General features: G+C 46.0%; 16 protein-coding genes. 3 read left to right on the top strand and 13 right to left on the bottom strand.

Annotated features, from left to right (window positions below):
- Window positions 1-148 precede the first annotated feature (148 nt).
- From glnA to MKY87_RS24850, 13 genes are all read right to left on the bottom strand, one after another.
- Complete coding sequence (gene glnA / locus MKY87_RS24910; RefSeq protein WP_074094318.1) at window positions 149-1,573, bottom strand: type I glutamate--ammonia ligase; 1,425 nt, start codon at window positions 1,571-1,573, stop codon at window positions 149-151.
- A gap of 413 nt (window positions 1,574-1,986) precedes the next feature.
- Window positions 1,987-3,051: a 3-deoxy-7-phosphoheptulonate synthase gene (gene aroF, locus MKY87_RS24905; RefSeq protein ID WP_036610039.1), complete on the bottom strand. Its 1,065-nt coding sequence runs from the start codon at window positions 3,049-3,051 to the stop codon at window positions 1,987-1,989.
- A 302-nt stretch (window positions 3,052-3,353) separates the two neighbouring features.
- The gene (locus MKY87_RS24900; RefSeq protein ID WP_091032713.1) at window positions 3,354-4,307 is read right to left on the bottom strand and encodes a 4-hydroxy-3-methylbut-2-enyl diphosphate reductase; all 954 of its coding nucleotides are present in this window, start codon (window positions 4,305-4,307) and stop codon (window positions 3,354-3,356) included.
- Window positions 4,308-4,374: 67 nt separating this feature from the next.
- Window positions 4,375-5,835 carry a sensor histidine kinase gene (locus tag MKY87_RS24895; RefSeq protein ID WP_340966652.1) on the bottom strand — a complete coding sequence of 487 codons (1,461 nt, stop codon included), beginning with the start codon at window positions 5,833-5,835 and terminating at the stop codon, window positions 4,375-4,377.
- A 1-nt stretch (window position 5,836) separates the two neighbouring features.
- Window positions 5,837-6,526, bottom strand: coding sequence for a response regulator transcription factor (locus tag MKY87_RS24890; protein ID WP_340966650.1), 690 nt, complete (start codon window positions 6,524-6,526; stop codon window positions 5,837-5,839).
- A 176-nt stretch (window positions 6,527-6,702) separates the two neighbouring features.
- Window positions 6,703-8,367: a S1C family serine protease gene (locus MKY87_RS24885; RefSeq protein WP_340908669.1), complete on the bottom strand. Its 1,665-nt coding sequence runs from the start codon at window positions 8,365-8,367 to the stop codon at window positions 6,703-6,705.
- Between the two features lie 148 nt (window positions 8,368-8,515).
- On the bottom strand, window positions 8,516-9,178 hold the full coding sequence (locus tag MKY87_RS24880) for a response regulator (RefSeq protein WP_017689597.1): 663 nt from the start codon (window positions 9,176-9,178) through the stop codon (window positions 8,516-8,518).
- An 18-nt stretch (window positions 9,179-9,196) separates the two neighbouring features.
- Window positions 9,197-10,222, bottom strand: a complete 1,026-nt coding sequence (locus MKY87_RS24875) for a HAMP domain-containing sensor histidine kinase (protein ID WP_036669825.1) — start codon at window positions 10,220-10,222, stop codon at window positions 9,197-9,199.
- A gap of 3 nt (window positions 10,223-10,225) precedes the next feature.
- Entirely contained in the window at window positions 10,226-11,254 is a 1,029-nt protein-coding gene (gene liaF, locus MKY87_RS24870; RefSeq protein WP_340966648.1) for a cell wall-active antibiotics response protein LiaF, read from the bottom strand.
- 198 nt (window positions 11,255-11,452) lie between these two features.
- Window positions 11,453-11,668 (bottom strand): hypothetical protein, encoded by a 216-nt coding sequence (locus MKY87_RS24865; RefSeq protein ID WP_036610057.1) that lies wholly within the window; start codon window positions 11,666-11,668, stop codon window positions 11,453-11,455.
- Between the two features lie 111 nt (window positions 11,669-11,779).
- Window positions 11,780-12,319 carry a 3D domain-containing protein gene (locus MKY87_RS24860; protein ID WP_081595013.1) on the bottom strand — a complete coding sequence of 180 codons (540 nt, stop codon included), beginning with the start codon at window positions 12,317-12,319 and terminating at the stop codon, window positions 11,780-11,782.
- Between the two features lie 427 nt (window positions 12,320-12,746).
- The gene (gene thrS, locus MKY87_RS24855) at window positions 12,747-14,684 is read right to left on the bottom strand and encodes a threonine--tRNA ligase (RefSeq protein WP_340966646.1); all 1,938 of its coding nucleotides are present in this window, start codon (window positions 14,682-14,684) and stop codon (window positions 12,747-12,749) included.
- Between the two features lie 414 nt (window positions 14,685-15,098).
- On the bottom strand, window positions 15,099-16,043 hold the full coding sequence (locus tag MKY87_RS24850; RefSeq protein ID WP_340966645.1) for a putative sporulation protein YtxC: 945 nt from the start codon (window positions 16,041-16,043) through the stop codon (window positions 15,099-15,101).
- Window positions 16,044-16,223: 180 nt separating this feature from the next.
- On the opposite strand from MKY87_RS24850, the gene MKY87_RS24845 reads away from it, so the two are divergent.
- The 3 genes from MKY87_RS24845 to MKY87_RS24835 all read left to right on the top strand — a co-directional run bounded on the left by MKY87_RS24845 (window position 16,224) and on the right by MKY87_RS24835 (window position 18,659).
- On the top strand, window positions 16,224-16,628 hold the full coding sequence (locus MKY87_RS24845) for a hypothetical protein (RefSeq protein WP_339784935.1): 405 nt from the start codon (window positions 16,224-16,226) through the stop codon (window positions 16,626-16,628).
- A 293-nt stretch (window positions 16,629-16,921) separates the two neighbouring features.
- The gene (locus MKY87_RS24840; protein ID WP_036610059.1) at window positions 16,922-17,416 is read left to right on the top strand and encodes a cation:proton antiporter regulatory subunit; all 495 of its coding nucleotides are present in this window, start codon (window positions 16,922-16,924) and stop codon (window positions 17,414-17,416) included.
- Between the two features lie 4 nt (window positions 17,417-17,420).
- Window positions 17,421-18,659 (top strand): cation:proton antiporter, encoded by a 1,239-nt coding sequence (locus MKY87_RS24835; protein WP_076289901.1) that lies wholly within the window; start codon window positions 17,421-17,423, stop codon window positions 18,657-18,659.
- Window positions 18,660-18,706: the final 47 nt, after the last annotated feature.

The following is an 18,706-nucleotide window of genomic DNA, read 5'->3' as shown; positions in this document are numbered from 1 at the left end:
TATGCACTGAAGTATTGAATTCAGGTCATCAAATTCCTTTATCACCCTGCAAAGTTAAAGCACTACATTGTTTAATTCAAGGAAAAGCCTCCGAGAGCGTGTCCCGGAGGCTTTAAGTTGGAACAAGAACTGTTCCGACCCCGACCGATTAGCAGTCGAAGTAAAGGCTGTACTCGTGCGGATGAATGCGGATCGCTACTGCTTTTGCTTCATCACGTTTGAGGTTGATGTAGTTTTCAATGAATTCTTTTGTGAATACGCCGCCTTCAGTCAAGAACTCGTTATCAGCTGCCAATGCATCAAGTGCTTCTTCGAGGGAAGCTGGCACACTGCGGATGTTTTCTTTATCTGCATCAGACAGGTCATAGATGTTTTTATCGAGAGGACCATATCCAAGCTCAGTTGGGTTGATTTTGCGTTTGATTCCATCCAGACCAGCCATCAACATTGCGGAGAATGCCAAGTATGGGTTAGCTGTGGAGTCTGGTGTACGGAACTCGATACGACAACCTTTTGGTGTCACAGCTGCAACTGGAATACGAACTGCTGCGGAACGGTTACCTTTGGAGTAAACCAGGTTTACTGGTGCTTCGTAACCAGGTACAAGACGTTTGAATGAGTTTGTACTAGGGTTAGTCAAAGCGATCAGTGCCGGAGCATGGTACAAGATACCTCCGATGTAGTGCAGTGCCATTTCACTCAGGTTAGCATATCCCGCTTTGTCATAGAACAATGGGGAATCGCCATCAAAGATGGATTGGTGAACGTGCATTCCGCTACCATTATCACCGAACAATGGTTTTGGCATGAATGTTGCTACTTTACCATATTGACGTGCAGTGTTGTGCACGATGTATTTGTATGCAAGCAGGTTATCTGCTGTTTTCTTCAGTGTATCAAAACGGAAGTTGATTTCGGCTTGACCCGCTGTCGCCACTTCATGGTGATGACGCTCGATCGACAGGCCTGCTTCTTCCAAAAGACGACACATTTCGCTACGAATATCTTGTTGTGTATCCACTGGCGCTACTGGAACATATCCACCTTTAGTGCGAACTTTGAAGCCCAGGTTACCGCCTTCTTCTTTGCGGTTGGTGTTCCATGAAGCTTCTTCGGAATCTACATAGTAGGAAGAGCTGTTCGTTCCGCTCTCATAACGTACATCGTCGAAGATGAAGAACTCGGATTCAGGTGCGAAGAATGCCGCTGTACCTACACCGCTCTCTTGCAAATAAGCTTCTGCTTTAACAGCGATGCTGCGTGGGTCACGCTCATAACGCTCGCCATCCGGAGTGAAGATGTCACACATAACATTCAATGTAGGGTGTGCAGTGAACGGATCGACATAAGTCGCTTCAGGGTCTGGCATCATAACCATATCGGACTCTTCAATTCCGCGGAAACCTTGGATAGAAGAACCGTCAAAAGCTACTCCATTTACGAACGTGTCTGCATCAACAGCCGAAGCTGGCAACGAGATGTGATGTGCACGACCAGCTAAATCTACAAAACGAAAATCTACCCACTCGATGTTGTTCTCTTGAATTGATTTCAATACGTTTTCAACCGACATGTATTCGTCCTCCCAAATATTCCGAACATTAAACAACCCCACTAAGAAAATGTCTAAATTCGAATTTTTTTCTGTCGTCATTATAAATTTTAAAACCTGACATCGTCAATACTTATGTAAGGTATTTTTTGCGAGTATGTTAGCTATACTCACATTTTATAAATAACCTAAATTCATATAACAACTATAATTTTAAACATTTAACTGGTTTAATGCGGTAAAGCGACCCCTTTTTTATCCTAAATCATGGGAAAAACTTCACATCATAAATGTTTCTTATCACCATTGATTAATAAATACGTTCAAAACTGCAAAATATGCAAAAAACCGAGCATCTATCTGATTCCGTTGCAATGAACGAGACCAGAGGAGATGCCCGGATGATGATCCAGACCTTGCCTATGAAATTCTTATTATACGCCTACACGTGCCGGGAAAAATTCTGCCGGTTGTTTGGCTGTGCTGAATGATTTACCCACGATTGGTGCCAATTTCTCCAGATCCTGCAACAGGTTGGCGAATTGGTCAGGGAACAAGGATTGCACACCATCTCCTGTCATGGAGTTATCCGGATCAGTATGCATTTCAATGATCAGGCCATTGGCACCCGCAGCAACGGAAGCTTTTGTCATCGGTTCTACCAGTTCACGGCGTCCAGTACCATGGCTCGGATCGGAAATAACCGGCAAATGGCTCAGAGACTGCAGAACAGGGATCGCTGACAGATCCAGCGTATTCCGTGTGTAGGATTCAAACGTACGAATACCACGCTCACACAGCATAACATTTGGGTTACCACCCGCAAGAATGTATTCAGCCGCATTCAACAATTCATCGTATGTCGCACTGAAACCACGTTTCAACAATACCGGTTTGCCACACTCACCCAATTTGCGGAGCAGGTCAAAGTTCTGCATGTTACGTGTACCTACTTGCAGAATATCGGCGTACTCGGCGCAAATATCCACATATTCGGGTGTCATGACTTCTGTAATGGTCAGCAGATCATGTTTCTTTCCTGCTTCCGCCATCATGATCAATCCCTCTACGCCCGTTCCTTGGAAGCTGTAAGGACCCGTACGAGGCTTAAATGCTCCCCCACGTAACACTTGCCCACCAGCAGCTTTCACAAGCCCGGCAATCTCATCAATCTGTGCAGCGGATTCAACCGCACATGGTCCACCCATGACAACAAGTTCTTTTCCGCCGATATCTACACCCTTGATGGAGATTACCGTATCTTCCGGATGGAAGTCACGGCTTGCCAATTTGTAGGACTTCGAGATTTTAACGACATTCTCGACACCTTTCATTTGGCGAAGATGCTCTTGCATTTTAGGTTCAACTTTACCAATCAAACCAATGATGGTACGATCCTCTCCGCGAGAGATATGCACCTGAAGCCCTTCTTTTTCAATAACTGCAACGATATCCTGAATCTGTTCCTCCGGTGTAGCTTTGCCTGCAATAACGATCATATTAATTCCCATCCTTCCTTGTATGAGAGCACCATAATTTCTTAACGTGCGTCTGATTAAATATAAAAACTCTGTCGCGCTTAAACGCTTGTTCGCTTTTAAGCTTTTATCCGTTAAAGTGAATATACCATAGTTATCTTATTGCGTCAAGGTACACATTCCTTATCCATATACAAAAAGAACCCTGCTCCACAAGCTCCGACATTCGGATCTGCATAACAGGATTCTTCTCATTCACATCTCGTTTATAATTCACATACACTTAGACTTAGGCTTAGGCTTACTTTTACATTAGCCGTGCCCTACGGTGTACGTGTTTTTTCTCTAACTGGAGGCAGCAGTTTGCTCATGTTCACGGTACGTTTGATCTCCCACGTCTCCGGCTTGTCATGTTCATACTGTTCCAGGTAAAGGATGACTTCCTTCGTGATCGGTGTTGGTGTTGATGCACCCGAAGTAACCGCCACCTTATTTACACCTTTCAGCCATTCTTGCTGAATCTCGGAGACATCGGATACACGGTAGGCCGTAACCCCGGCGATCTCCTCCGACACTTGTGCCAGACGGTTAGAGTTATTGCTGCGAGGATCACCCACCACGATAACCAGGTCCGCTTGACCTGCCTGTTCCGCGACAGCTTCCTGACGAACCTGAGTAGCGAGGCAAATCTCATTATGAATCTCTGCGCCCGGAAACTTCTCCAGCAGACGGCTCATAATGTGTTTGATATCCCACTGGCTCATCGTTGTCTGATTTGTAATAAGGATTTTGCCTGGAGATACGTTCAGTTCTTCGATCTCTTCTTCCTTCTCAATCAGATGAACGAGATCCGGTGCAACACCTACGGCACCTTCTGGTTCAGGGTGATTCTTTTTGCCGATATAGATGATCTGATAACCCTCTGCCGTCTTCTCCCGAATGAGATCATGGGTCTTGGTGACATCAGGGCATGTTGCATCCACTGTTGTCAACCCTTTGTCCCGTGCCAACTTGCGCACTTCAGGAGATACACCATGAGCTGTGAAAATAATCGTGCCACTCTCCACTTGGCTCAAAATATCCATCCGGTTCGGACCATCCAATGTAATAATACCTTCATCTTCAAAGGAATCCGTCACATGTTGGTTATGCACAATCATACCCAATATATAAATAGGTCGTGGTAAATCCAGATTGCGTGCCGCTTGACGCGCGAGCACCATCGCATCCACAACGCCGTAACAATATCCACGCGGCGAAATTCGTAGTACTTCCACTTGGTTGCCACCCGCTTTCTTTCTCGGCAACGTTGCCGATGTAATTGCAGTCCTGTCTATTATACCTTTATTCGATAGGCGGAGCAAAGACAACCGGCAACCAGATAATAAAGGTGGTTCCTTCTCCACGTCTGGTCACAACCTCAACCGATCCATGGTGTTCCTCAATAATCCACTTTGCAATCGAAAGTCCCAGACCGATGCCCGGTGTAGCCCCACGGGATTCATCTGCCCGATAGAAGCGATCAAAGATGAACGGCACTTCGTCCCGATCCATCCCAATACCGGTGTCGCTGATGCGTAGTCCCACCTGACCTTTGTATAATACGGCATCCAGCGTCACAGAGCCTTCAGGTGTGTATTTAAACGCATTTTCGATGAAAATAAACAACATCTGTTGCAGATAGTCCTTGCTACCGTTCACATAAATGCCGTTAAGGATGGAAAAATCTCCTGGAAGCCAGTCTGCCTGACGATCCAGAAATTTTGCTCTGCGTGCCACTTCCTGTACGAGTATCTGCAGCGGGATCGGATTCAGTTCAATTTTCTGACCCGTATCCGCTCTCGCCAGCGATAACATGTCGCTGATCAGCCTGCTCATACGTTTTCCCTCGTCCGCCATGTCTTCAATGGCTTCCAGCGACATTTGTTTGACAGTCTCCTCATCCAGATTCGGTCGGTCGGTTCCCTCCTGATCCCATAACTTCTTCAAGAAGTCTACGTTCCCGCGAATGGTGGTCAGCGGCGTACGCAGTTCATGTGATGCATCGGATACAAAGCGGCGCTGGGCAGCATTCGTCTCCTCTAAACCACGGAATGACAATTCTGTACGTTCAAGCATATTATTCACCGTTTCAATCAGACGCCCGATCTCATCCTTCGGCCCAGCATATTGAATACGTACACTTAAGTCATCTCCAGATTGAATCTGATTGGCGGCATCAATGACAGTCACGAGCGGACGCATCGACTTGCGAGCCAAGACGAGACCTGAGGTAATAGCGAGGGCCATCGCTACCAGCCAGCCAAAAACCAAAATATTAAGCAACGCCTCCAGCAAGCGCTCCTGTGAACTTACATTCGCACCTACCTGAAGAATCCCACGTACTTCATTGGTTCCCTGAAGAGAAAGGGGAAGCTGATTCACCAGAAAGGGTGTACCATCCACATAGATCTTGGATATGCCTCGCTTTTCAAGAATTTCATTGGCTTTTAATACCGGAAACTGAATCTCCAGTTTTTTCATATTGCCGGAAATTATGCCTGAGCGACTCTGATAATCCCAGAGTTGAATGTAAATTTGTGCCTCCTGAAGCTGACTCTCTGTAAAGGGGTCCAGATCCAACGACTGTGAAAGAGGATTAACACCAATCTGTTCCGTAATCCGGGTACTCTTCACCTTCAATTGCTGTTCGACTTCCTGATAGGAGTTAAAATACACAAAGGCATAGATTACAACACCCCAAAAGATAAGAACAGCCGCCAAAATGCCAGAATACCATGCGGTTAGTCTTAACCGGATGGACATATCAAGAGTCACCTCTCAGAATATAGCCGGCTCCCCGGATGGTCTGGATTAGACGCTTGCCACCGTATTCTTCGGTCTTCTGTCTGAGCATGGCAATGTACACTTCGAGCACGTTAGACTCACCGCTGTAATCATAACCCCAGATTTTGTCCATAATCAGATCACGGGACAGTACCCGTCTTGGATTTTGCATGAACAGATTCAACAGTTCGAATTCTTTGGCAGTCAGCTCCAGCCGCTGCCCATCTCGCAATACTTCACGTGAGTCATTGTCCAAAATGATATCTTCATACATTAAGCGGTTGTCCGGCGTACCCGTACTATCTGACTTGCGGCGCAGCAATGCACGGACACGTGCCAACAATTCTTCCAGTGCAAAAGGTTTTACAAGGTAGTCATCGGCTCCCGTGTCCAGTCCGGTCACCCGGCTCTGTACTTCATCCTTGGCCGTCAGCATCAGCACAGGCACTTTACTGCCTGCTTCTCTCAATCTGCGACATACCTCAAATCCGTCAATCTGCGGCATCATCACATCCAGCACAACGATGTCCGGCTCCTTGTCCATCAGTTTGCTGAGGCCTTCGGCTCCATTGGAAGCCGTCTGTACCTCATATCCTTCAAAAGCCAGCCCCCGGCGGAGCATGGATACAATTTTTTCGTCATCATCCACAATCAAAATAGTTGAGCGCATGGTGGTCTTTCTCCTTTATCCTAACGTTTTATCCCATTGTAACAGGCAGAAGCACAATCTGCATCTTCAAGTAGGCGTCTCCAATCCGTCCTGGTCCATTGTAACCTTGCTCCATCAGGGCAAAAAAAACGGAAGGGCCTTCAAACCCTTCCGTTCTGTTAATCCTTGCCCGATATTTATGGTTGCTGCTGTTGTGTATCTGTTGTTTGTGAAGTATCAAAATCATTTTTGTTGCCGATTTTGATTTTCAGATCCATCTTCTTACCGTCACGTACCACGTTTAATGTCACTTCACTGCCGATTTCCTGTTTCTTGATAAAATCAATCAGATCTTGACTTGTCGCGTACGGCGTACCGTTGGCACCTGTGATGATGTCATATGCACGAAGATCTGCTTGGTAAGCCGGTGATTGGAAGATCGTGCTGGCTACGACAGAACCTTCGGTAACGTCTGTTCCCATTTGTTTAGCAACTTCAGGCGTGAGAGCCATCAGAGACGCACCGATAAAGGGTACTGGCTCTTTGGGAACTTCTTTGTTTTCTTTAAGATATTTAACAGCTTCAGAGATGACGCTCGACGGGATTGCAAAACCAATACCCTGTGCATCTGCGCTTACTGCAACGTTCATTCCAATAACTTCCCCATTTAGGTTAAGCAACGGACCACCGGAGTTACCCGGATTAATGGAAGCATCTGTTTGCAGCAAGTGGCTGTACTCACGTGTTTTTCCTGTTTCTTCATCTGGAATGCTGATCGTACGTTCTTTGGCACTCAATACACCTGCTGTAACCGTGTGTTCGAATCCTTCAGGGTTACCAATAGCTACAAGCCATTCACCGACTTGAGTACTGTTGGAATCACCCAGTGGAGCTACAGGGAACGCATCGTCACCACTGTTTTTCTCAATTTTCAATACAGCCAAATCCAGATCAAAGCTACTTCCCAGAAGTTTAGCTTCATAAGGTTTGCTGTTGTTCTCCAGGGTTACCTGGATTACGTCTGCACCCTGAACCACGTGTTGATTCGTCAGGATATATCCTTCTTTGTCAAAAATGAATCCGGAACCAATGCCCATAGGCACAAGCTGATTACTACTTTGTGGTTGCTGGCTTTGGCCTTGATTGCCTTCTGTTCCGCCGCCATTACCGAAGAAGTATTGGTACAGCGGATCACTTGTATTTGATCCACCCTGACCCAATCCTGTACGTGAGGACTGCTTCGCGAGTGTTTCAATTTTGACGACAGCCGGACTTGTACTTGTTACTACGGAAGACACATCTTCTTTGCCTGTTGGCAGTAACGACGCTGTGACATTGTTGCCTCCGCCTGTGTTTGTGGACGCTTCCTGTCCTGAACTTTGATTTTCCGTGTTCGTGAGTGCCGTCTCCGGTGTAAACATGTTTGTTCTGTCAGCTGTGTACATGAGAACTGTGATGACCAGCATACCGGCAATAAAGGAAAATAGAAGTGATCTTACGGAAGAGCGTGGCTTGCGGTTATTATAGTTCCAGTTGCCTTTGCCACCATTCCCTTGATCTCCACCGTTACCTGAGCCGTTTCCGCCGCCTGCTGATGATCTTTTCGCTTGTTCGGATGATTCACTGTTATAGTAAGTAGGTACGGGTCTCACCGGATCAGGTTTTGTAATCTCTACATTTCCTTCTTCACGCTGATTATTGCTTCCCATGTGATTTGCTGTATCTTCCTGATTCACGGACTGAAAAGGTCCATAAGAATAATAATAGGAGGATTCGTCCGTTCCGGAAGAATTGCGGTTCTCCGTTTGTTTGGTTTCGTTTTCCTCGTCTTGACGGTTCGATCTATAGTTGCGTTCGTCCATGCCTCTCTACCTCCCAATCTCTTATTCCCAAGAGATATTCTTTAACTGTCCTTATTTTGTACTTTAAACCTTAACCGTACCTTAAAAACAATTAAAAAGGAGATAAAAGCACGTAAGAATAGACTCTTTTCCCCGTCATGACAGCATTTTACCCTTTCGTTTTCACCCATCCCTGACGATGCGCATAGATTGCCAATTGTGTACGATCGTCCATCTCACATTTCATCAGCAGGTTACTCACATGTGTTTTGACGGTTTTGATACTGATATGTAATTCTTCTCCAATGTCTTTGTTGGTCTTCCCCTCTGCAATAAGCAGCAGCACTTCCTTCTCCCGTTCAGTCAGACCCGATTCACTCTCTCTCGCTGTACGTTGTCTGATTCCCCGGGTTAACGCCTGCGACACATCACCTGTCATAACAGGCATGCCTCTATAGGCCCCTTGCAGAGCATAGATCAGTTCTTCAGCAGAGACTGTCTTCAGTACATAACTTACCGCACCCGCTTCAATCGCTTGCACAACCAGATCATCCTCCAGGAAACTGGTAAGCATCACAATTTTCATCCCTGGAAATTCAGTCATAATGGCTTTTGTTGCTTCAGCGCCATTCATTACCGGCATCATCAGATCCATTAGAATCAGGTCCGGCATTTCACTATCATTTAACTTACGTAACTGATCAAGTGCATCCTGCCCATGGCCCGCTTCTCCCATCACATGAAAAGTAGGTTCCAGCATTAGATATGTTTTCAACCCCATGCGCACCATATCATGGTCATCCACAATCATCACGTTTACTTTACCACTCATTCCGTCTCCCCCTCTGGTTCACTCAGGAACGTTCGGGAATTTCGGGATCAATACCCGCACCGTCGTTCCCGCTCCCGGTTTCGATATAATCTGAACTTGCCCCCCAAGCTTCTCCGCCCGTTCACGCATGGTAGATAACCCGTATGAACCCGGACGCTCCGCTTGCTGCAAAAATCCCTGACCATCATCGCTGATGCTCATGCTGATCTGATGTTCACTCTCCCGTATGGACAGACTAACCACTCCCGCCTCTGCATGCTTCACAACATTGGCAACTGCCTCCTGAATAACAAGAAACAGCTGGTGCTCAATGGCATCCGAGATTCCGCCATCCAGTTCCAGCTCTTTCACACCTTTAAGACCATTCTGCCTGCAATAATCAGGAAACCAACTATCCAGTGCTGCGGTGAGGTCACGCCCTTCCAGCTCCACCGGTCGAAGTTGGGCAATCAGTCCTCGCATCTGACGCTGTGCAATATGTGACATCTGGATCAACTGGTCCAGTACTTTACCACCATGTTCCGGATTCATCTCCAGCAGTCGCGGTAAGGACGAAGCCGACATATGCATGGCAAACAGCTGCTGGCTAACCGTGTCATGGAGGTCCCTTGCCATTCGTTTGCGCTCTTCAAGCACAGCCCGCTCCGAGGCTTGCTCCTTCTCAATGACTTCCTGCTCACCGAGGCGCTGAAGCAGTCTCATCTTTTTCTCAATTGAATCCATCATGACATTGAACTCCTGATAGACACGACCAAACGAAGCGTCATCCGCTTCAGGCATACGCACTGCCAGATTACCCTTGGATACTTTTAACATGTTGAGATCTAGCAGGTCGATCTTGCGCTGAAGCCGTAATGCAGCGATATATCCGGTAATAACGGTGGCCAGCACAACAACGGCTACATAGGTCCATGCCCGCTGACGACCAGCCCCCATCAATACCTCTCCATACAATAGATAGAAGCCGCCCAGCGTAATCAGACCAGTTAGCGCAAAATACATCATCAGTTCCCATTTATTGGCCTTGAGAATTGTTCGAATCATGCGTTAACCCACCTTATTCACTTTGACGTCTCCGATAAACACACTTACAATAACGCGTACCTTTTTGCTTGCTTCACGATAATGAGCCGTTTCAGCTTGAGCACTGCTCAGGAATCCGCCGCGTTTCTGGTTCAACAGTGACATATCTCCAATGAAGGAATTTGTCGTCACCGTCACACCCAGATCCATATCTTCTGGAACAAATACTTTCACATCCCCAATAAATGAAGAAATGACAATCTTCGTCTCCCCATAAGGAATCTGTGCCTTGGTCAAATCAATTACAGTATCTCCGATAAAAGCCGAGATGTTCATTGGTTTCAACGAGAACACTTCCTGCCCCATGTACAGATCACCAATGAACGCCGATTTGTTAATGGTATTGCCACTGCCATAATCCCCATAACCATTTCCGTAGCCATCATCATAATGTTCTCCATATCCGATATCGTTAGAGTTATACGATTGATGTTTCTTCTTATATTGATGCCCTTGTGATGATGAATCCGTTGATCCTGTGAAATGAGGGCCATGTGGATCGTTCTTCTGTTCCTGTTTTGGTTTGCCAAATGTTTTCTCGAATTGTTCGTCAAACGACGACGGCATCTCCAGATCCTCAGGGGACAACGGTTTATAAGGTTGCTCAGGTGCTGGAGGTGGCTGCATCTTGTCATGATGTTTCCGATCACGACGTCGTGGCCCAATCAGTACAAACAATCCTCCGCCAATCAGCATAACCGGGATCAGATAACGAATGAACTCCCCCATGGAGTAATCAATCCATCCCAGGTTACGGGCAAGAAAGTAACCACCTATCGCCAGTACAATTACCGGTCCAATAAAGGCGTAACCCCCGTTGCGACGAATCTCGGATATTCCTTTGGCCCCCCACCAGATTAGAAATAACGGCCAATATGTTCTGAAAATATATCCTACATCAATGTCATATCCCAATTGTCTGAACAAGATCATCGCACCAATAGCAATAAGAGGTATGCCAACCCACCAGCGGTCACGCGTCGATCGTTTCATCGCTCATGTCTCCTTTGTCTGTATTATGTATCCAGTGTAACTCAGACAAGACAATGCGAACAGCGGCGGCAGATGGAATTCATCTCGGTCTCGAGACTGAGATGGGAGGATATTAATGTAAAAAACTTCGCATATGTAAAACACCCCGGAGCTGCTGCTCCAGGGTGCTGAATCATCATTTGATTAATGAATCTTCAATTATTTTTTGTATTTTGATGCTTTGCCTTGACCTTGGCCAGTTTGGCCTGTGTTTTCTACACCGAACTCGGCATTGTATTTTTCATCAGGTGTTTGGAAATTATCTTGTACTTTGTTTTGAGCGGATTGCTTCACTTTTGCTGCTGCATTCTCTTCTCCAAACTCTGCATTGTACTTCTCGTTTGGCGTTTGGTACCCTTGTGATTTCTTAGCCACAACGAATCACCTCTCTCTTCATATTTACGATGCATTGCTGCACCGCGGGGTTCGTCCCCAGTCAATATTATGTGGAGAGAGCACTTCTGTTATTCATGTTCACATGTGAAATTAAATGGCTTTGTCCAGCCAGGAATCCGGTACAGATTTGTACACATCGATCGCATCGGCCAACTCGCTGAGCATCTTTTCTGTACACTTTCCAGCGCCTTGCCTGATCACCTGTACCTCCACATCCTTTTTGCCCCACTCTTTGTACACTTGCTTGGTTGTCGGGAAATACAGATCGATTTTATTGCCTTTGATCGCTGAACCCGTATCTGCAACAATTCCGTAACCATAGCCCGGAATATACAGAATGGAACCCATTGGGAATAATTTTGGATCAGCTGCAATCGTGGAAACTGTTTCTTTATCACGGCGTACTTTGACACCGGAATACGTAATTCCGTATTGAGGATGTTTGGGTCCTTTTCCTGTAGACTCCACACCTGCCGTATATCCCGTTGCTGTAACCTTTTGTGTACCCAGAATTTGTTCTGAACGCGGAGCAAGCACCGGCATAGAAGGATCTGCCACTTGTTTTTCTGGAAGCTCAGGTCTTGGAATGACCATTGGTTGTGGTGACCACAATAAAGCCATATACACCATGGTTGTCAGCTGGGCCTCATCGCTGTATTGATGGCTGACCTGTTCCGGAAATTCTTGATCAGACTTGCTCGAAGTTTCAATCATCAGACCTTCACTGCCGCTGCTCTGACTCTCGACATGCAGTACTGTACTTTCCTCTTCAAATGTATAGGCATTCGCCTGATTCAGGTTAATCATCATCCCGGCGAACATCACACAGCCAACCAATAAACCCCGTATATGTTTCTTTTGAATTGAGAATTGCTTTTTCATTGTATAACCTCCCCCTCACTGCAAAGGTTTTCCAAAAAGCAATTAATCTATACTTTTTACTGCAAACACTACGAAAAAACGCCTGGATAACATAGGTCAATCCCATGTTATCCAGGCGTTATGCAGATGATCAGCGCAGCTTATGCGCTGGTTATCTGATAGATCATTTGTTCATTTATACCAAACGTGTTGCAATTTCTTCTTTCAATTGAGCAATAATTTCATCAACCGGTTTCATGCCCAGATCGCCTTCTCCACGCTTACGCACGGATACTGCTTCTGCATTACGCTCATTCTCACCAACAACAAACATATAAGGCATTTTCTCAAGCTGCGCCTCACGGATTTTATATCCAAGCTTCTCATTCCGCAGATCGGCTTCAGCAGAGATTCCCGCACGTTTCAGCTTCGCTTCCACTTCACGCGCATAATCGTCGAAGTTTCCGGATACCGGGATCACTTTAGCCTGAACCGGAGACAACCACAGCGGGAAAGCTCCTGCAAAGTTCTCCAGCAAGAATGCTGTGAAACGTTCCATTGTACTAATTACACCGCGGTGAATAACGACCGGACGATGTTTCTGTCCGTCATCTCCCACATATTCAAGTTCAAAGCGCTCAGGCAACAGGAAGTCCAGTTGAACTGTAGACAATGTCTCTTCTTTGCCCAGGGCTGTTTTGATCTGCACATCCAGCTTCGGACCGTAGAACGCCGCTTCACCTTCAGCTTCATAGAAAGGAAGGTCAAGTTCTTCCACAACTTCACGCAGCATGCGTTGGGACATCTCCCACATCTCGTCGTTCTGGAAGTATTTCTCGGTATCCTTCGGATCGCGATAGGACAGACGGAAACGATATTCGTTGATACCAAAATCCTTGTACACGGTTTGAATCAACTCGATAACACGAGCGAACTCTTCTTTGATCTGATCCGGCCGAGCAAAAATGTGTGAGTCGTTCAGTGTCATTGCACGTACACGGTGCAGACCTGTTAACGCCCCCGACATTTCATAACGGTGCATCATGCCAAGCTCCGCAATACGGATTGGCAGATCACGGTAGCTGTGCATGCTGGACTTGTACACCATCATATGGTGAGGACAGTTCATTGGACGGAGAACAAGTTCCTCGTTATCCATTACCATTTTCGGGAACATATCTTCCTGGTAGTGCTCCCAGTGTCCAGATGTTTTGTACAATTCCACGTTACCCAGAACTGGTGTGTATACATGCTGGTATCCCAGGCTTTCTTCCAGATCCACAATATAACGCTCCAGAGTACGGCGCAGCTTCGCACCGTTAGGCAACCAGATTGGCAAGCCTTGACCGACCAGTTGGGAGAATGTGAACATTTCCAGCTCTTTACCCAACTTACGGTGATCCCGTTTTTTAGCTTCTTCGAGGAAGTGCAAATGCTCGTCCAGCTGTGCTTTTTTCACAAAAGCCGTACCATAGATACGTTGAAGCATTTTGTTTTTGCTATCTCCACGCCAGTAAGCACCAGCAACATTCATCAGTTTGAACACTTTGATTTTGCTAGTCGATGGAACGTGAGGGCCACGACACAAGTCGAAGAATTCACCTTGCTCATAAATCGTGATCACGCTGTCCGCTGGCAAATCACGAATCAACTCAAGCTTGTAAGGATCGCCCACTTCTTCAAACGTTTTGATCGCGTCCTCGCGGCTAACTTCCTTACGTACAATTGGCAAGTTCTCGTTTACAATACGTTCCATTTCCTTCTCGATCTTTTGCAGATCTTCAGGATTAAGCGGGTGTTCGAGGTCCATATCATAGTAGAAACCATCTTCGATGACAGGGCCAATACCGAGGCGTACCTCTTTGTTACCATATAAACGTTTCACTGCTTGAGCCATCAAGTGAGCTGTACTATGACGCATCACTTCAAGTCCTTCTGGTGAATCCAGAGTTACGATCTCCACCAATGCTCCCTCATGAAGTGTTGTGGACAAGTCCACCACGATACCATCCAGCTTGCCGGCTACGGCATTTTTGCGCAATCCGCTGCTAATCGAAGCGGCTACGTCCTCAATGGTGCTGCCATCCGCGTACTCACGTACCGAACCATCCGGTAGTTTAATGTTCACTGCCATTTGTCTCATTCCTCCTGTTAATGTAACCTTCGTGTCCAGATATTTATGGACTGATTATCTATTGCTGTTCCAGTCATTTTGCAAAGGAACGCAAAAAACACCCGTCCCGGCAAAGGGACGAGTGTTATATACTCGTGGTTCCACCCTAATTCAGCTGATTCATCCTATTCGCAAATACAGCCCTCATTGGCATGACGATAACGGGCATGACCCGGCAGATCCTTACTCGCGGATAATCCCCAATAAAGGCGATATTCTAACTCCACTTTCAAAATTGCAGCTACAAAGGGGTAAACCATACGTGATATCCGGAGGAAATTTCAGCCTAGGTTCCTCTCTCTGCACTGATCTAGCGTGTGGTCATTGTCTTTGTCAACGCTTTTGGTTCAATGGTTCACATGAAAAATTCATGGATCAACAGTTATTATAATTGCCGAGATCACTTGCGTCAAGACCTGTCAACAATCCTGAGCGCAGCACTTCGCATTCCGGGCAATGATGACATATTTGCACTTTGTCTTCAAAGATCTGGCATATGGTCGAGATGATTGGCAGATCCGGGGTACGTGTATGAAGCATGACTTTCTCAGGAGAGATAGAGATGAGTGTACTTACAATCATATCTTCAATATCCATCTCCAGTTCCAGACCCGGCATTTCCACAACAACCTGTTCATCCTTTTGCACGGGTAACAGATTAAGTCCAGCATCCAGCACCTGAAATTCATGCATTCCCTTGTGTACAAGATGGACCAGAGGTACTTTGGCTTCTTGAAAAAACACAAAATATTTCAACAGCCCCATAAACTCTTCATACTGCCGATCCATCCAGAACTCATCGAGCGCATACTCCACTAATTCCTGAAGCTCCTGCTTATATGGCCGTATGCGGAAGTTGATAATGCCTTCAAGGTGAAAAAAGTGAACATCCTCCAGGTCCTGCCTTAGTCCACTGGCTAATGTAGTACGTCGGCGCTCCCGAAGTCCGGGCTGATCCAGATCACCATTTAATAGAAGTGGCATGCAGATTCGATTGACCTTCTCCACCTCATGCTCATCCATGACAGAACATGCCTTGGCGATCATATCCTCCACCATGTTCCGTTCTTGTGTCTCCATAATGAAGTCGGCGAGTCCAAGGGAGAGCAGATCACTGATCCGGGGAAGCCATTGCTGGAAGTCTTCGTGATTCTCATTCCCTCTGCATACCCAGGTTGCTCTTCCATCATTATGTTTGAAGGTGAGCCGAAATCCTCTTTTACTTATATGTAAACCTTTGGTTTTTTCCTTGACACAACGATAAAATTGATCCGCTTCCTCTTGCCCCGATACATCGGTCCATACAGCAAACAGTTCCACAAGAATCACTCCTTTCCTTCCTGTTCAAAGTATATGGCAAGGCCGATGGGGATATACGAAGCGGATTGATGGAAAGCGTGTCATGATTTCTCAGTATATTATGAAGAGGTTTGGAGTTAAGACAAAAATGTGTTATTATTTTAATAACAGTATGTTTCACGGAAAAGGAGGGAAGCCAAAATGAGACAACAACCTAGAATACTCCACTACACTATCATTATCATTTTGTGCGTTTTCCAAGCCTTGTGCTTCCCTATTCCGATGCAGTCCGAATCTGCCGTTGGGGTGTCTGTTGACGCAACTTCCAACAAGGAAGTGCTGTCGCAAATACCCGAATCCCAGCAGAAACCTGTTATTCGCAAATACCCACAAGTTATGTCCAAGCTGATTGCGGTTACGCATAATAAGCCTGTCTTTCTTGTCCTCGCATTGTTATTGATGCTGCGAATCCCTACAACGGGTCTGTCCTTTAAACCGTGGTATTGTCTGTTTAAACGCAGATTATTTCTGCTACCTATTAAGTTTACCAGCATGTATGTATCCCTCACCCCTATAGCACCAAAATACGTGAACGCTCTTCACTAGCCGTTACACCGTATTTACAGGTTGCTTTTGCATGGAGACACCTCTGTATTTAAGACGGTGCGCTTGTGCATAACTTATAACCCTTTTAGCACACGTTAGATAAACCAATGTTTACGACAGTACCTATTTTTGTTGTACCCACATCGACAAATTCAAATCATATGGCTGTGTCAGGAATTTCTGGCTCTGTTTACCCGCATCTTTTGATGTTCCTTTGAGCAGCAGATTTATCATTTTCGGGAAATAAGCCTGTCTTCTGTGGCCAGCCCCTAATTATAAGGAGGCAACAATCCATGGATGTACGCGAAACAGACTTGCCGGGAATCGGCAAAAAATTTCAGATTGAAACAAGCAGCGGTGATAAAATTGTCATTATTATTCACGATGACGGTCGCCGGGAAATGTACCACTTCGAGTATGATGATCCCGATCAAAGCATCTCGATGATCACACTTGACGATTACGAAGCACGACAAATTGCTGCTATTGTTGGTGGATTAACTTACAAACCAAAGCAGCTTGAAAATATTGAAGTAACGTTTGACGACCTGATTATCGAGTGGTACAAAATCGAACCTTCCTTTGGGAGTATCGGCAAATCCATCGGTGAATTGGACGTGCGTCAAAACTCTGGGGCAACGGTTATCGCCGTTGTAGAGAAAAATCACAAAAAACATATCAGCCCAGGTCCGGAGGTAGTTATCAGTGCAGAATCCACGGTAGTAGCCGTTGGCGAACGCAATCAGCAGAAACTGTTTAAATCCCTCCTCCTGACTGGAAGGGGGTAAATAGATGGATCATTTGATATTCGAAGTAGGTCTGGCCCTTGTGCTCATTGCGGCAGCCGGCCTTTTATCGGCAAAACTAAGATTTTCGGTCGTTCCGTTTTATATTCTGATCGGGATGGCCGTTGGGCCACATGCCATGAAAATCTGGCATCTGGACTTCCGCTTTATTGAGAGTCAGCCTTTTATTGAATTTATGGGTCGGATCGGTATCCTGTTCCTTCTCTTCTACCTTGGACTTGAATTCTCGGTAGGTCGTTTAATTAAATCGGGTCGCTCTATTGCAGTTGGCGGCTCGATCTACATCGGGATTAACTTTACGCTGGGATTAATATTCGGATTTATGTCCGGTTTCCCAGTTGCAGAAGCACTTATTATCGCAGGTATAACTACCATCTCTTCCAGTGCCATCGTGGCCAAGGTACTCGTTGATTTGAAACGAACGGCCAACCCGGAAACAGAGATGATACTCGGTATTATTATGTTCGAAGATGTATTCCTCGCTGTATATATCTCGATCTTGTCCGGACTTGTGCTTAGTGATTCATCCTCCATCGGAGGCGTCATCATGTCCGCACTTATTGCCCTCGGATTCATGCTTATCGTGATTATCCTTGGACGCAAAGCAACACCACTACTAAACAAATTGCTTAAAATTCGATCGAATGAGCTATTCTCTCTTGTTGTATTTGGAGCCTTGTTCCTGGTAGCCGGTTTCTCTGAAACCATTCATGTTGCCGAAGCGATTGGTGCATTACTGGTTGGACTGGTGCTTGCTGAAACAGAACACGCGAAGCGGATTGAGCACTTGATTCTGCCGTTCCGTGACTTCTTCGGAGCCATCTTCTTCTTCAGCTTTGGATTGTCCATTGATCCGTTGTCCTTGGGTGGCGAAGCCGTATGGTTAGCTCTGATTGCAGTTGTTATTACATTGTTCGGTAACTTCCTGGCAGGTATGATGGCCGGACGCAGTGCAGGACTATCGCCCAAAGCATCGGCCAATATTGGATTAACCATTGTGTCACGGGGTGAATTCTCCATCATCTTGGCCAACATGGGTAAAGCAGGAGGACTGCTGCCAATGATTCAACCGTTTGCCGCACTGTATGTCCTAATTCTGGCCATTCTGGGTCCTTTATTAACCAAAGAGTCCAAACATGTATTCCGTTTATTGGATAAAATATTTAAGTTCAAAGATCCTCGGAAAAAGAAAGAAGAACCGAAGGTTCTGCAGAAAGAAGGATAATCCCTATGTCTGTGCAGAACAGACATACTATCGTACTTCGCGGCTCT

This window comes from Paenibacillus sp. FSL R7-0198, from assembly GCF_038000415.1.
In the GTDB taxonomy this organism is placed as follows: Bacteria; Bacillota; Bacilli; order Paenibacillales; family Paenibacillaceae; genus Paenibacillus.
Note: the sequence above shows the minus strand (reverse complement) of the source record. Positions and strands in the feature narration are given on the sequence as shown.